We start from the raw sequence: 15521 nt of genomic DNA, 5'->3' as shown, positions 1-15521 counted from the left end.
CTGGCCAGGATGATTCGACGAGTGCTGGCCCGGTAGATCCTCTCTATGGGCCGTGAATATGTTCGGGCGACTTCCTACTGCCGCTCAATTAGTGACCCGCGCGACTGGCGTCCAACGCTGTTCAGACGCCACTTGGGGCTTAAGTCGATCTGCAATGAGAATTTACTCCCCGTGTCGACGCCGGCGACGACCCGAAGATCACCCCGGCGCCACACTCCACCTAGCAACGTCGGCCCCAGATTCCAACGCCCAACGCCACGCGACCGGTCACTCGGTTTAACCGCAAGTCTCCGCCATGTCGCGCTCACCAATCGGGCTGAACCTCTTTCAGCCCCCCGATGCGGCTCACTAGCGGAGCCGCCACCCGCACATTCACCATCCCCGACTCGATGTGGCAGTTGAACGCCCATGAGCGAGAGGCGATATGAACCCTCAGCACGATTAGGTCATCACCTGCCTTTCGATATGACCAGCCGACGTCCTCGCTCGGCGAGGCAACAATGCCAGCAGTGACTATCCGATTCTCGACCCCCTGCGACACGAACCCGACGTTCCAAGCCTCTGCGAGCCGGTCGCCTTCCGCTACCCATCCGCGCATATCGGTCTCGTCGCCACAAGCTAGTTCCTGCGAGCATTGAACTTCGATCGCGGCATCGACAATCCTGAACCTCACCAGATAAAGGACTAGACCATCTCGACGCGACCGGAACCGCGCAGAATCGACAGTCGTCCCGGCTAGGTCGAATTCCCTCGCGACGTTCCAGCGCTGTGAAACCAGTACCGGGGTCGAGTCCGAGATCACCCGATCGCACACGACAAAGGGGCCGCAGTCTGTGAAGCAGGCGGAACGCTGCCGCTCCACCTCCGGATAGCCGCGGTCCCTCAAGGTCACAGATTGCCAGTTCTCACCGGTCCGAAAGCCCACCATGTCTGTATACGCGGACCAGTCGTGTTTTCGTCCTCTCACGACCGGCACGTTGTGCGCGTCATGGCTGCGCACGTAGTTTCGGGCGGGCCCAGGCGAGTATCCGACATGCCCAGGGTCCACGATAATCCTACGCCCAGCAGCCCAGTGGGTGACGCTCAGATGGTCATTGTGCCCGTGGATAATCCGTCCCGGACCGAACCTTATTGAGTAAAACGTCTCTTCGTCAGCATGACGATCCCTGCCGAAACCCGACCTCCCGAAGACGTATCCCTGCTTATAAACCTTGAAACGGGGAATCACCGTTCCCCGCTGCCCGCCGGAGAGTGCGTACTCTACGGCGCTATCCCGCATGTACGACGGCCGTCTCGGGGAGGAGTCCCCGAGCTCCACGAAGGTCCCGTCGGGGGCCAGTGAGTGCGCGATGAAGGACCGCACCAACGTTTTCTTCGCCTCAAGCGCCTCGATACCGGAGAGGTTATTGAGCTTGAATACGCGGATCGCAACCCGGATCAACCTCTCGATGTACCTCGAGTACTCGGGCGCCTGCTCGTTTATGCAGCCTTCAGCGTCAACCATCGCATCGAGGCAGTCCATGGTCCGGGAATGACCCAGCAACAAGGCCTCACGATCGTTTAGTCGCCCCGCGACGCCCATCATGCTTATCGCCTGAGCCAGGCCGTGATTCCAGAGCCCGTCGAAATGATCAACTAGTTTCCCCAAGTGGTAGCGCATCGCCGACTCAAGCCATTCGGCATCGCCGACCAAGCAACTGAGCCCGGTCAAGGTCGTTGACCTCAAGGCGACACCATGGCCGCCCCAGATATACTCGTTATTCTCCCATGATTCTTTGTTGGCCTGGTAAGTCGTCCACCATTCCCTGGCGACGCTAATCGCCAGATTCGCGGCCTGTTCCGCGAACTCACCTGCGGAAAGAGCTTCGGCGATGAGCTGATCAATCCACTTCAGCGAGTGAAGATAGAAGACAGTGGATTCAGCGGCGTCTTCCATGTCGACACTCGACCAGGAGAAGCTCTCTGCGTCAAAGGTAATCGGAGTTGCGCCGAATATCCGAACCGATCCCCCTAGGAGGTCAGAGAGTTTGTTGCAGTACTCAAGTCCATTGCTGAAGTTGACAGTCCACTTCTGCACCGGTCCATCGAACCGCTCGATGCGCTGCTCCGTACCCATCTTCACGCCCTTCAGTGATGTTGTCCGTTCTCTCAGTCGGTTCGAGATCCGAGCGTCGCCCTCCAGACTCGGCCGATTCTACCCGCTATCTGCTAGTGTCGCGTGTCGTTAGTTCCTAAATGCTTGGGCGTTTGGGAGAATGGGTTATGCCCAATAACCCAGCTCCGGCTTTGATTCTTCGTGATGGTGACCGCGAGGAGTTGGAGTCGTGGACGCGGTCAACGTCGATCCAATCGGGGTTGGCGATGCGGGCGCGGATCATCCTGCTCGCGGCGGAAGGTCAGGCGAACTCTCGGATCGCTGACCGGGAGCGAACGACGCCGACGACGGTGTGGAAGTGGCGAGGCAGGTATGAGGCGGATGGGATCGCGGGCCTGTTCGACGAACCGCGCTCTGGCCGGCCGAAGCGGATAGATGACCAGAAGATCATCACCACGACGTTGACTCCTCCGCCGAAGAAGTACGGGGTGACGCACTGGTCCTCACGCCTGCTGGCGGATCATCTGAAGATCGGTAACGCCACCGTGGCCAGGGCGTGGCGCAAGTTCGGCGTGCAGCCTTGGCGGGCCGGAACGTTCAAGTTCTCCACCGATCCCGAACTGGTCGCGAAGGTCACCGACGTGGTGGGGTTGTACTTGGCGCCACCGGACAACGCGATCGTGTTGTGTGTTGACGAGAAGAGTCAGATCCAGGCGCTGGATAGGACCGCGCCGATGCTGCCGATGCGCACCGGCAGCATCGAAAGGCACACCCACGATTACAAGCGGCACGGCACCACGACTCTGTTCGCCGCGTTGGACATTGCGACCGGGCACGTCACCGGCGCGGTCAAGCCGAAGCATCGCCATCAGGAGTTCCTGGCGTTCCTGCGTCAACTCGACCGCGCCTACCCGGAGGTTGACCTGCACTTGGTGATGGACAACTACGCCACCCACAAAACCCCGGCAGTGAAGGTGTGGCTGGCACAGCATCCGCGGTTCCACGTGCACTTCACCCCGACGTCCGGATCCTGGCTCAACCTCGTGGAAGTCTGGTTCGGGATCATCGACCGGCAGGCCATCCGCCGTGGTGTCTTTACATCCGTCAAGGACCTCAATGCCAAGATTCGCCAGTTCATCACGGGCTGGAACGACCGCAAACACCCGTTCGTCTGGACTAAAACCCCCGAACAGATCCTCGCGAAAGCGAACCCTAAACCAACTTCAGAAACGCGACACTAGAGCCCAAGCGCCGCTTTTCGCGACCATCGGTTTCCGACCTGACGAATCCGCCCTCGCGTCGTCTCCTTACCGCTTCGATCAACAACTTCGCCCACTGCTCACAGAGCGACTCCGCGTCCCACTTAGCTCGCGCCTCGACCCGGGCTGAATCAGAAGCCTCCCGGTACGCGGCCGGATCACGTAGCGCGAGGATTCGACGCGCGGCGGAGTCTAGGTCCGAGTACACGTGCGCGCCCGTAAACACCGGAACAGCGCCGGGCCTCGCCCAGACGATCGGAATCGCACCCGACGCCATCCCCTCCGCTGGAGCGAGATGGAAGGACTCGTGATCGCTCGGGGATAGAATGAAGCCGATTCCCCGCAACCAGGAGCCGATGTCCGGGCTGAACGGGCTGAACCGCACCGAAGCTCGCAGTCGCTCGTTCTCGCGAATTCGAGCATAGAAGTCCAAGTAATTCGCCTGTTGAACCGGCGCCTTCCAATGGTGCGGATACTCCCACGGTGCTCTGCCCTTGATGTCGAGCACATACCTCTCGTCCTCATCCAGAAGCCGATCGAGTAGGTCGAGCGCTCTGTCTGGCCGCTTGAGGAACGGCACGTAACCTGCAAGGCCCAGTGTGAACTGCGAAGCGGCGGATTTTGGCCGGTCGAGATCGAGCGAATCTACCATGTTAGGTATGGTAATCGCTTTCTCGTTGTCGATTTCCAATTCCCTCGCGGCCCAGTCACGGTAGTAATCCGACACGCAGACCAATGCGTCGACATCGTCGAAATCAACCTGATCGAACCATTTACCCCCCCTGAGTTCGAAGCCGTGGAGCCGACTGATCAGCGCTGTGTTGTCGCCGACCCGATTCGAATACCACACTAAGTTCGGACCCGCCCACTCGCACAAGACGACATCAGCCTCCTCGAGCAGCGCCTGGCTTTTCTCCTCGTCGTTTTTGTGGAGAGTCAACCAAGTGTCTATGTGCAGGTCGAACCGCGGATCCCGAGCCAAATAGTCGGCTAGTTCACCAACGAATTTGAAGTCGTGGGACGCGATGACAACGGACAACCTATCCGTCTCAGTCGCGTTACGATCGGCCGCGGGCTCCGAGATGAGCGCCGCGTACTTCTCCCATCGCGCTGTCGCCACCGCCATTGAGTATTGCTCGGACACCGCTCGTGCGCGATCAACCGCTCCTTGACGGTCTGGGCAGCCGACGATCAAGTCCGCTAGTTCGCCACACGTCATGTATGCCGAGGAGTACATGGGGTAGTCAGACCCATACTGCTCGATCGCATCTGTCGTCCTGTTGATCACCGGGATAGTACCGAGAGCGCCGTACTCCAGCGCCTTGGTGGAGACCTCAAGACTAGAGTCGAGTTCCTCGCTCCGCCATCCGACGCCAAAGTCGCAGCGTCCGATAATTTTTATGGCGTCAAGTCGACTCATCCCACCGTGCCAGATCACACGCGACTCGGGATCGGCGGAGACTGCCTCAAGCTGCCCACGCATGTCCTTGGGCCAGGTTGGCTCCACCCTCGAGGACTGGAACTTGTTTCCGATTACGTGGAGCTCAGCGTCGACCCCGCGGTCTGCCAGCGCGCGAGGCAAACCGAGCATCTCTAGTGTTCGCCAGTCCCGGGCAAACTTGCCCGAGTAAACTAGGCGGAGCTTTCCGTCGTTTTCGCTCCAGTTGACACTCGTGCCGAAAGCGACCTCAGGAATCATCGGTGGTAGGAGCAGCGTCTTTCCCGCCGCCAGTGGCGCAATCGCCTCTAGGTACGAGCGCGACGATTCGGTCTGCGATAGCATCCTGAAAGACCGCTGCGCAAGCCTGTTGAGCCGAGCTTGACCCACGCTTGAGAGCCTCTCCGGAGGGAAAGGCAAATCAGTCACGTACGCCCATAGGAAGCCGCCGGCTCCGCGTACGGCAGCGAAACCTAGACAGGCCTCTAGGCCGCGTACGAGCACCATGTTGAACGGTCGCGAGCCCGAAATCTCCACAAACTGCGCGGCCGCGCTCGTCGGCGTGTGGCCTCCGTCTGACGCCAGACCTTCCCTATCCTCCCCCGGCAGGTGAATAGTGACATTACTCAAGCCCTCGAAAGCGGAGGTGACCAGCGAGTTCGAAGGTTCGTATTTCAAGAGGACATCGACCTCGTCAAACACTCGAGAGAGCACCTGCACAATGGAACCGAGCCAGATCGACGATCCATCAATGACGTTTGGAGAAACATCCCCGTAGACAAGGGCCCTCAACTCCGCACCTCGCAAGAAGTTCGAGCGATGCGTTTGAGCGCTTCGCCGATTCGTGAATGTAGCGCCGTGTCCAGCGGCTCGGACAACTCTCTAGCACCAATGCGGACGTCCACTGCACCGCGCAGCGACTGGCTGTAGTGGGAGGCACTCGAGCCAGCGGATTCAACAAACATTGTGACACCGCCTGCCATGCGGACCTCCTTTATGCAATCGAACAACTGCCTATAAAGCACGAAGTTCGCAGCGTTTAACGCTCCCCGCCAGGCTCCGCGATTAAGACCGCCCGTGGTGACAATCAAGTAACTGACGCCTTCCCGCGCATGAACTTCACGCATTCCCGGGAGCAGCATCTCGACGTCTGCGTAATCGGCAAGCAAGTCGCGGTCTTCGGGAGTACCAACGAGATCGACCGTGGGTGCCTCCTCTCGAAATGCGGGCGAGAGGAGGTGCGCAAGGTACGAGTCCGTGTATTCGTCCTCGTCCATGGCCGCCGCAAATCTGCCAATCTGCTTCGACTTGTTGCGGTCTCCGACGGTCTCCCTGATCGCGCCCGGCGTGAAAGGTGACACGTTCGCCCTCGGTGTTTGATCCACTGATTTCGACAACAGGACCTCTAAGAGCGCGTCCGGCACCTCTACGGCAGGCGTGGTGGATGAGCTCCTCGCAGGGGCCGACGGCCCATTGGAGGACTGCCGCAGTGTCGACATGAGCGTCTTGCGACTTCGATCAACAAGCGTGGCTATCCGGAACTCCACGAGTAGCAGGATCGCCAGCGAGGCCAGCCCGATTCCGACGGCGGCGATTGCCGGGAGGAGACCACCACCGATCACCGCGGCAAGTACCAGCGCGAGGGCTCCAGCGCCCCAAACGACGAAAGGCGCCATAACGGACTTCATCGACCCAACTCTCGCCACTACCGCTCTTGCGATGCGCACAAGACTTCCCATCAGCACCCCTAGACCAGGTTGGAAAACGTCACGCAGTCCGGTTCGGATCGGCCCCACCAGCCCTACGCGCTCTCGAGATCCGTGCTGTAACCGAAGGTCTCGAAGTCCATGCGATACCGCTCCGAAACGATCTCCACCAGCTCGTCGCTGTAGTACTTGCTCAGCAAAGAGCCTGCCGAGGTGACCTGAGGTGAGTTGTTCTGACGTTCGAGCCTCCGGTACAGATCCGAATCGGGGATCCGGGCTTTGAACACGTGCTCCAAGTCCTCACGCATGTTCTCGAACCGGCCGATGAAATCGAAACTGACGTTCCCTGCCAGCAAATTCGAGTATTGGTCGCGCCAATGGTCGTTCATGTCGATGGATTTTTGCGAACTGATAATCTGCACGAAGTCGGAAAAAGTGACTTCGTCGTTGGAACTAAAACCGGATACCGTATTGAACCGTCTGCGCGGCACCGATCGAGGGTTGCCGTGAATGCGATCGAGATAACAAGACAGCAGTCGCGTGTACGGATTCCTCACGAAGGTGAACTTGTAATAGCTCTGAAGAACCTCGTTCGCATAGAACTCCTCGCCAACCTGATAGGGACTGATCAGTGGTGGGTTGAAGAGTTGGTGGGCGCTCTCCACCTTATACCCGGGGCCGATCGCCTCCATCTCGACCGAGCGAAAGATCGTTTTAAGGGTCCAGTTCGCGTTCTTCGATATCGGAAAGAACACGTACTTGTGTCTCATCGAGATCAAAGGATGAAGGCTCAACTCGATATCGGGAATAATTCCGCGGAGGTGCGCAATCGGGTCAGGATGCATTTCAGCCTTTCTGTATGTGCTGCGCACATCGCGTGCGCCGAAAGGAATACGGCCTCGCTCGCACCGATACGCCTGGCACCCTACAGGTCCTCCTCGGATCATCAAGCGCCGTGTAGTGCACGAAACAGCCTACGCGGGCAGCAAGAACCTGGTTTCAAGTGGTGGACTTTATCCACACTGCCTTGCCTTCTCCCATTCTAAACTGGCATGCCCTCCGAAGAAGCTAGCGCTACTGATCACGGTAAAGTCACCACGTACGCCACGCCGCCTAACTCCACCTCGATGACCTCAACGCCGGTCTCGTAACACAGACGAAAAGAGGTACAGGGCCTACCGATCGACAACACCGCAGCTAGTGGTCCCCCGCCCGCCGACGGCCCAACTGACAATACAGGAGCTTCGACCGCCTCGCCGTACCGCCCGCTGACCCATCCTTGAAGTGGCGCCGTCTCGCCGACGATCAACTCGCGGCTCCCCGGGTTCGCCCACTCCACATACGCCGTGCGAGACGAGGCGGAGAGCTTGTACCCCGCAGACGTCGCCTCGACCTCGACTCCGTGGCCAAGGTGCCACAACTGTCGCGCATGCTCCGGCACCCCTCCGCCTACCTCCTCGATTCGGTCGACCACAACAAAAAACTCACCCTCGCGGTGGTACACGAAGTCACGCCTAACCCGCAGCTGAGGCGAAGGCACGGTCTCCATCCGATAGGCGTCGAGCGACTTGCCAAGCCGGTGAGTCACCAGCCTCGCCTCATTGTTCGGATAATTGGGCCGGCGAGTGTCCAGCACAACGTTATGGGCTGCTCGTGAGCACATGTACGCGCGCATCTCGCTGTTCCCGTACGCGTACATTCCCGGATCGACCACCCATGAGATCCGCCGCGCGTGAATCGTGAAAGAGGTTGAATCTCGGTGACCGTGCATCGACTTATCAGGGCCGAACCTCAACGAGTAGAACGTCTCGTCCTCGAATCGTCGACGCCCGCGCCCCCACCCGCTACGACCGAAGGCGTAGCCGTCCCTGAAGCACCTGGCAAGCTCCGATGGCTTTCGCCCTTCGCGCCCCCGACTCCGGACATATCTCACTCTCGGGCCGACCGAGACGAGCGGGCGCTTGGAGGACGCGGTATCTCCTATCGTTTCTAGCTTCCCGTCAGGACGGACCGCGTGGATAATCGCCCCCCGCGCCGTCCTCAAGGTGTCGTTCAACCCGGGAAGGGAGTTATCCTCGCCGCTCAACCTCTCGGAAAGCTGGCCCCACCAATGGATGTTCATGTCGTGGTAGCCAAGAGCCCCTTCCGCGTTGACCCCTTCCTCGTCGAAGGACTCCGTCAAGAGTTTCGCAGCGTGGCGAAGTGCAGCTGCCTCGAGCCGGGCATCCCGTAGGAAACGCGCCGCTACGTAGAGCCCCTGGAGTTGATGAAGTAGGTGGTTGCCTCGCGCATGGTTCCGCCAATTCGCCAGGTGTTTCGCGTGTATTCGAATGCAAAAAAGAAACTTCGCGCGCTCCTCCGGTGGCACGAGAGGAAAACCGAGCACCAGCTCGATCGTCCGCACACCGACCGCCATGTCTTTCCAGGCGACCGCGTTCTCCGACAGCAAGCAGCCATCGATCCACGAGGTCGTTACCGCCAGCCAGCGAGCCTTCGCCTCAGCGCTCTCGGCCACATCAGCCAATGCGACCCTCCGCAGTGGGTCGATCCATCGCAACGTATGAAGTTGAAAGCTCCAATTCGACTGAGAAAACGGATCCTCGGTCCATTTCAAACGCTCAGGTAATGCCCAAACAGGGTGCGGCGTCATCCGGAGCCGACCATCGAGTAGTTCGCGCGCGACCTCCACGTCCGTCGACGTGGAAGCAAATCCCCCGCCGAGGGCTTGCCGACGGCAGACACCAACGTCGGGAGCACGGTTTGCAAGGAGCGAGTTGCGCACGCGCAGCAGGAACGGAGAACCATAGGTCAACCTGGCGCTCCATCGTCCGACCGCGCCTGTCGGCGGCCGAAAGACCGCGGGCTGCCCAAGGGCTCGCCGGCCCAACGCCGGCTTCGCGACGGTCAACTTCTCGAATACCCCACCAAGACACCCATCACCCCACCACTTGGACCACGGATTCACAACAACGATAGACTAGCCCCTCGAACGAGCTTCCGCGAACGAGGTCGACGAAAGGACCACACAGAATGGAGCCCACCGGCGGAGAGGCCGAGTTCGCAATGTCTAAAAAACGGATCATGATTGTATACGGGACCCGCCCCGAGGCAATTAAGGTCGCACCTGTGATCGCCACGCTCGAGAACCACCCGGCTCTCGATCCACTCCCCGTTGTCACTGGGCAACACCGCGAAATGCTGGACCAGGTCAATACGGTTTTCGGCATTTCTCCCGTTTCCGACCTGGACGTTCTCAAGCAAGAGCAGACACTTAACGGCCTCGCCGCTCGCCTGTTTGCGGAACTCGAACCCGTCTACCGAGATCTCACCCCCGACGCCGTGGTGGTCCAAGGCGACACGACCACAGTGTTGGCGGCGGCCCTCGCGGCGTTCTACGAGCGAATCCCTGTCGTCCACATCGAAGCTGGCCTCCGCTCCCACAACCTCATGTCGCCCTTCCCTGAGGAGGCGAACAGGAAGCTGGTTAGCCAGGTGACGTCCCTTCACCTCGCGCCTACAATGACGTCTAAGGACAACCTGTTGAACGAGGGTGTCGATCCCGAAAAAGTAGTAGTCACCGGCAACACGGTGATCGACGCACTCTTTCACACCGTCCGCCAAGACGTTGAGTGGACGGACTCAGCGCTAGCCGATGCTATCGCCGAAGGACGCCGCATCCTTGTGGTGACCACCCACCGCCGCGAGAACTGGGGGGGCGCGATGGAGGGTGTGGGGCGAGCACTGAGAACACTGGCGCAACGCTATCCGAACGATGTCATCGTCCTGCCCGCGCACCGTAACCCCATCGTAAGGCAGGCCATCCTGCCGGCACTATCCGGTCTCGAGAACGTGATCACGCTAGAGCCGCTCGCGTACCCGGAGTTCACCAAGCTCCTCGAGGCTGCGCACATAGTTCTCACCGATTCCGGCGGGGTTCAGGAAGAAGCGCCGTCTCTGGGCAAGCCCGTGCTCGTCATGCGCGAGAACACCGAACGCCCCGAGGGAGTCGTGGCCGGAACAGTAAAGCTCATCGGAACCGACGAGGACCGCATCGTGTCCGAGGTCAGCGTCCTGAAGGAAGAAGAAGACGCGTACTTCGCCATGGCGCGAGCCGCGAATCCGTACGGTGACGGTCGGGCCGCCGAGCGCAGCGTCGCCGCTATCGCGCACATGTTCGGTCTCGGCCCCCAGATGCCGGATTTCGTGCCCGGCAGCCCAGGTTCGTAGGCCTGCAATTGCGAGTCCTCTTCATCACCCAGTGGTGGGAACCCGACGAAGGTCCACCTCATTGGCGCCTTCGGCGCTTCGCCGGCGCCTTGGTGGAAGCTGGACACGAGGTGACCGTGGTGACCCCTCCCCCTCACTATCCAAGCGGTAGCCTGTCCTCAGATCTGGCTCTCCACCAAACTGGTGCAATCGACGAGCGGGAGCGCGGCATTACCGTCCTCAGAACCCGTTTCCGTGAGCACTCAGTGTCCCTTAGGTCTCGCGTCGCCGACCAATTGGTCGTGATGGCTTCTACCCTCCAGCTGGGAATCGTGGCGGTAGGAAGTGGCCGACGACCCGACGTGGTACTCGCCTCCGTGCCCACTCTTCCCAGCGCGTTCGGGGCCCGGGCGATCGCCGCCCTGTCCGGCGCACCATTGGTGATCGATCTCCGAGACTCCTGGCCCGACCTCCTGGAGTTCGTCGGTGGTGACAACGGTGAACCCGCGGCCACCAGGCCCGCGCTCGGCGTAAATTTCTCCATCGCGACCGGAGGGATCATTCGCCTAACCCGCAGGTTGCTCGACTCCGTCCTCCGACGATCCGACCTGGTCATCACGACGTCCGACTGGCTGCGTATTTCTCTCTCAAGTCGTGCGATCTCCCCCTGTATCACGATTCGAAACACACCGGTCGTCACCATGCCAGAGGTAACTCCACGCGCTGCGGCTCGATCGGGTCCACCTGCCAGGGAGCTTCGAATCCTGTACGCGGGCACGATCGGCCGCGCGCAGGGGTTGGGAAGTGCGGTCCGTGCCGCTTCTGCGGCCGCCGCTGCCGGCGCGCGCCTGGAACTGCGAGTCGTGGGTCAAGGCGCGGAACTCCACTCCGTGAGGCGCTTGGCGGAGAGCATGGCCGCTCCTGTGGAATTCGTCGATGCGGTTCCCCATGCCAAGACGGGAGAGCACTACGAGTGGTGCGACGCGGTATTAATCCACCTGCGCGACTGGAGACCGCTGAGCAGGACGATCCCGTCGAAACTCACTGAGGCGATGGCCCGCGGTATTCCGGTTGTCGCGGCCGTCAACGGGGAATCCGCGAAGATCGTGGAGGAGACCCGAGCCGGCATAGTCGTACCCGCGCTGGACACCGACGCTCTCGCCGCAGCATTCACGCGGCTGTACCAAGACGGGATTCCGGCCCCGGACACAACGTCTACCCGACGATGGCTCCACCGGAACGCGAACCCCGAGCGAACAAACGCCGACTTCGTCCGCGCGCTTGAGAAGGCGACCGAGTCAGCGCGCGCGAGCAGGACCTCGCAATCCGCGCGCTTTCGCTCCTTCGCCAGGCTCGCCATTCACGCCCTCGACGCGGGCCGTGACGATCCGGTGCATCTTGCCCGACTCATCTCCCGCCGGCTTCCCCCAACGGTCAGGGATCGCGTAACACGTCTCATGGTTCTCGCCTCGCCCCCCGGGGCCATCCGAGGTCTCGCGCTCCTGTTAGGCGATCAGCGGCAACATGCACAAGAACAATTCGACAAGGCAAGGCCCGGCCCCCTCCGCGACGTACTCGGGCTCCAACTCCAGGTCGTCGATGCGAACACCTCGAACCGCACGATCAGGGCGCGCCAGGCCTGGGAAATCGGGGATATCAGCCGTGCGCTCGAGCTCATCCGGCCTACTTCGCTGAGCGCAAAAAGATGGTGCGCGATCGTTCGAACACTCGATGCCGGGTATGACCCCGGCCGAGCAACGCGCACCAGGGGTACGCGACTGTCGCTCGCAGTGCACACCGCCCTCGTACGTGAATCGGGGCGAGGCGGCTCGATGCGAGTGCTGCACGTGCTTACGAATTCCCTTCCGCACACGCAATCCGGGTACACGGTGCGTTCGCACGCCATCCTCAAAGCGCAGAACCGGGCAGGGATCGTGGCGGTTGCGGCAACCCGACTCGGCTATCCCGAGTCCATCGGGGTGAGCCCTGCTGGTCCGGTCTATGAGCTTGACGGAGTCACCTACGTCCGGATGCCCGACGGGGCTCTGCCCTCCCTCCCGGACGCCCGGCTCGAGGCGGCCACATCGCATCTGCTCGCCCTCGTTGACGTATTCCGGCCCGACATCCTGCACACCACCACGAATTACGAGAACGGCCTGGTCGTACGAGCCGTCTCCCGCATCACGGGGATCCCCTGGGTCTACGAGACTAGGGGCGAAATGGAGAAGACTTGGTTAGCCAGGCACACTGGCAAGAACTACGCCTTAGCCCGAAAGTCGGAGTACTACCGCATGGTCCGTGAGGCCGAAACGAGGCTAATTCGGGACGCAGACGCCGTTATCACCCTTTCCAGGGTGCAGAAGCTGTCACACATCCGCCGAGGGGCAGATGAGGCATCGATTCGGGTCGTCCCCAACGCCGTAGACCCGGCCTATCTAAGCCTTCCGCTCGTCGATGCCGCCGATGCTCGGCGCAGATGCGGACTCGAGGAGGCGTTCACCATCGGAACCGTCTCTTCCCTAGTCGAATACGAGGGACTCGACACGATGCTGCAGGCGGTGGCGCTTCTCCGCGCCGAAGGCCACTACATCAGAGCCGTGATCGTGGGGGACGGTGCGGCCCGGCCCGGCCTCATGTCCCTAGCGAACGTGCTCGGTGTGCAGGATGCGGTGGATTTCCCTGGCCGAGTGGCCATCGACGGCGTGTGCGACTGGTACGACGCAATCGATATCTTCTGTGTTCCCCGCCGAGATGTAGACGTCACCCGCTCCGTGACACCTCTCAAGCCACTCCAGGCGATGGCGCGTCAACGCCCAGTGATCGTTTCCGACCTCGATGCGCTTACCGAAATCACTTCTGACCTCGGCGCTGGACTCGCGGTTAGGCCAGAGGACCCGGGCGCCCTCGCCGAAGCGGTCCGGTTACTGGCAACCGACCGGGCAATGTACGAAACTTGCGCGTCCGAGGCGAGGAGAGCCGCAGAGGGTACTCGGTGGGATATCGCCGCATCGACGTATCTCGCCATGTACATGCGCGTAACGGGCGGAGGACGATGAGCACGACTGGCGCTTCCGACGGCTCGAAACAGGGTGTCCACAACCGCCATCTCAAGGCAATCGGCCGGCGCCCACCACTCGGTGTATACCTCCGACGGATCCATGACCTCCGCCACTTCCTCGTCGCCCAGGCTCGTTACCGTTCGATGTCCACGGGGCGTGGCACCTATCTCGGCAGGATCTGGCTCTTACTTGAACCGTTCCTTCGGGTGCTAATGTACTTCATCGTCTTCGGACTGATCCTCAAGATCAGCAGGGGCATGGATAACTTCGTCGCTTTCCTTGCGATCGGGATCATCATGTTCGAACCACTAGCCTCCTCCCTTTCAGGAGGATCGGCAGTGTTACAAAAGAACCGAGCGATTGTCAAGTCCTTCGCGTTCCCCCGCGGTTCGCTGATCCTGTCCGACTCGCTCCGAGGCCTATACGATTCCATCCCGGATGTCCTGGCAATGTTGGTTTTCATCATGGTCATCCCACCGCACGTCCAACCCACATGGACTTGGGTACTCCTCGTCCCGCTCCTAATCTGCGCACGCATGCTCGTGACCGGCCTCCTCTTCTGCACGGCCTGGCTCTCCTCACTACTGCCGGATGTCAAGCATTTGTGGGCTATCATTAGTAGATTCTGGTTTTACGGGTCCGGAGTTGTTTTCCCCCTCGACCGATTCATCAACGACCCCGCCGTGATGATTGTAGTTCAGGCGAACCCGGCGTACGTCGTCTTGGAGATGGCGCGCGAGATCCTCATGGAGGGCACCGTTCCCCATGCAGGGATGTGGAGTCAGCTTTTTGGCTGGGGTTTGGCCTTCTTATCTTTCGGGCTTCTTCTGTTCTGGTCTCGGGAGGAAAAGTACAGCCGTGAACGTTGATAGACCAACTGACGGGAAACACCGCGCTCCCATGTTTGAGTCGGCGCCGCACGCTTCGCCAGAAGCTGAGATCACTATCATCGCAACTGATCTCGAGGTCACTTACGACTCATTCACAGTTCACGCCAACCGGTCGAGCAAGAACCCACTCAAGCGGGTGGGCCTGGTGCCTTCTCGTTCGATCAAACGAGCCGTGCACGACGCGACGATAGTCGCCCGGGCCGGCGAACGTATCGGTCTTGTAGGCCGGAACGGCTCAGGGAAATCCACAATTCTCCGCGCTCTTGCAGGACTAGAACCCATAACTGCTGGAAGCGTGTTCGCTCGCTCCCAGCCAGTCCTCCTCGGGGTAAGTCCGGCCCTCATCCCCGAACGAACCGGCTACGAGAATATCGAACTGGGCTGCCTCGCCATGGGGCTCACTCCAGACCAGGTCGAGACGCTCTTGCCTGAGATCGCCGAGCTTGCCGATCTCGGGCGCGAATTGAACGATCCGATCAACACCTATTCATCGGGCATGGGATCACGTCTCCGTTTCGCGATCGCAGCAGTGAACCCCAATACGGACATTCTGTTGATCGACGAGGCACTGGGCACCGGTGATGCGGCCTTCCAGGACCGGTCCGAAGCGGCAATCGAAAGGATTGTCTCCAACGCGGGAACCATCTTCTTCGTTTCCCATGTGCCTTCCGCAGTCGTCAAAATGTGCCGAAGGGCGATCTGGATGTTCGAGGGCACCCCGATTATGGACGGATCATCCAAGCGAGTGGCCCGCACTTACCAGAGGTGGTCCAGGCTCACCGTGGCAAGGGAGTACGAGGCTGCCCAGAGACTCGTCGATGAGGTCCGGGAAGCCTATGAACCCCCGAGGATCGATCTTCCGTAAACT

At 60.7% G+C, this 15521-nt stretch carries 10 protein-coding genes; 5 read left to right on the top strand and 5 right to left on the bottom strand.

What is annotated here, in order from left to right; all coding sequences use genetic code 11:
* Positions 1-304 precede the first annotated feature (304 nt).
* Positions 305-2116, bottom strand: a complete 1812-nt coding sequence (locus CK206_RS14920) for a heparinase II/III family protein (protein WP_254050703.1) — start codon at positions 2114-2116, stop codon at positions 305-307.
* 146 nt (positions 2117-2262) lie between these two features.
* Here CK206_RS14920 and CK206_RS14915 point away from each other — a divergent pair, with 146 nt between their 5' ends.
* Entirely contained in the window at positions 2263-3336 is a 1074-nt protein-coding gene (locus CK206_RS14915) for an IS630 family transposase (RefSeq protein WP_031264836.1), read from the top strand.
* On the opposite strand, the gene CK206_RS14910 is transcribed toward CK206_RS14915, so the two are convergent.
* The 4 genes from CK206_RS14910 to CK206_RS14895 all read right to left on the bottom strand — a co-directional run bounded on the left by CK206_RS14910 (position 3308) and on the right by CK206_RS14895 (position 9148).
* Positions 3308-5584, bottom strand: a complete 2277-nt coding sequence (locus CK206_RS14910) for a glycosyltransferase (protein WP_143337748.1) — start codon at positions 5582-5584, stop codon at positions 3308-3310. The genes CK206_RS14915 and CK206_RS14910 overlap by 29 nt on opposite strands.
* The gene (locus CK206_RS14905) at positions 5581-6531 is read right to left on the bottom strand and encodes a hypothetical protein (protein WP_143337747.1); all 951 of its coding nucleotides are present in this window, start codon (positions 6529-6531) and stop codon (positions 5581-5583) included. The genes CK206_RS14910 and CK206_RS14905 overlap by 4 nt, the downstream gene beginning before the upstream one ends.
* A gap of 62 nt (positions 6532-6593) precedes the next feature.
* Complete coding sequence (locus CK206_RS14900; RefSeq protein WP_216824141.1) at positions 6594-7343, bottom strand: sulfotransferase family protein; 750 nt, start codon at positions 7341-7343, stop codon at positions 6594-6596.
* Between the two features lie 236 nt (positions 7344-7579).
* Positions 7580-9148, bottom strand: a complete 1569-nt coding sequence (locus CK206_RS14895; protein WP_254050702.1) for a heparinase II/III family protein — start codon at positions 9146-9148, stop codon at positions 7580-7582.
* A gap of 380 nt (positions 9149-9528) precedes the next feature.
* On the opposite strand from CK206_RS14895, the gene wecB reads away from it, so the two are divergent.
* Genes wecB through CK206_RS14875 form a run of 4 tightly spaced genes read left to right on the top strand, consistent with a single transcriptional unit; the run spans position 9529 to position 15518 of the window.
* Positions 9529-10725, top strand: a complete 1197-nt coding sequence (wecB, locus tag CK206_RS14890) for a non-hydrolyzing UDP-N-acetylglucosamine 2-epimerase (protein WP_305790960.1) — start codon at positions 9529-9531, stop codon at positions 10723-10725.
* An 8-nt stretch (positions 10726-10733) separates the two neighbouring features.
* Positions 10734-13760 (top strand): glycosyltransferase, encoded by a 3027-nt coding sequence (locus tag CK206_RS14885; protein WP_096906861.1) that lies wholly within the window; start codon positions 10734-10736, stop codon positions 13758-13760.
* Complete coding sequence (locus CK206_RS14880; RefSeq protein ID WP_096906860.1) at positions 13757-14632, top strand: ABC transporter permease; 876 nt, start codon at positions 13757-13759, stop codon at positions 14630-14632. The genes CK206_RS14885 and CK206_RS14880 overlap by 4 nt, the downstream gene beginning before the upstream one ends.
* A 31-nt stretch (positions 14633-14663) precedes the next feature.
* The gene (locus CK206_RS14875; RefSeq protein WP_159981159.1) at positions 14664-15518 is read left to right on the top strand and encodes an ABC transporter ATP-binding protein; all 855 of its coding nucleotides are present in this window, start codon (positions 14664-14666) and stop codon (positions 15516-15518) included.
* Positions 15519-15521: the final 3 nt, after the last annotated feature.

It is taken from the genome of Dietzia sp. WMMA184, from assembly GCF_002441635.1.
Lineage (GTDB): Bacteria > Actinomycetota > Actinomycetes > Mycobacteriales > Mycobacteriaceae > Dietzia > Dietzia kunjamensis.
This window is presented reverse-complemented; position numbering and strand designations above follow the sequence as displayed.

What these genes read in the sequence shown, in the direction of transcription:
- CK206_RS14920 (WP_254050703.1), bottom strand. Translation starts at nt 2,116, where the DNA reads ATGGGTACGGAGCAGCGCATCGAGCGGTTCGATGGACCGGTGCAGAAG.
- CK206_RS14915 (WP_031264836.1), top strand. Translation starts at nt 2,263, where the DNA reads ATGCCCAATAACCCAGCTCCGGCTTTGATTCTTCGTGATGGTGACCGC.
- CK206_RS14905 (WP_143337747.1), bottom strand. Translation starts at nt 6,531, where the DNA reads ATGGGAAGTCTTGTGCGCATCGCAAGAGCGGTAGTGGCGAGAGTTGGG.
- CK206_RS14900 (WP_216824141.1), bottom strand. Translation starts at nt 7,343, where the DNA reads ATGCATCCTGACCCGATTGCGCACCTCCGCGGAATTATTCCCGATATC.
- CK206_RS14895 (WP_254050702.1), bottom strand. Translation starts at nt 9,148, where the DNA reads ATGACGCCGCACCCTGTTTGGGCATTACCTGAGCGTTTGAAATGGACC.
- wecB (WP_305790960.1), top strand. Translation starts at nt 9,529, where the DNA reads ATGGAGCCCACCGGCGGAGAGGCCGAGTTCGCAATGTCTAAAAAACGG.
- CK206_RS14880 (WP_096906860.1), top strand. Translation starts at nt 13,757, where the DNA reads ATGAGCACGACTGGCGCTTCCGACGGCTCGAAACAGGGTGTCCACAAC.
- CK206_RS14875 (WP_159981159.1), top strand. Translation starts at nt 14,664, where the DNA reads ATGTTTGAGTCGGCGCCGCACGCTTCGCCAGAAGCTGAGATCACTATC.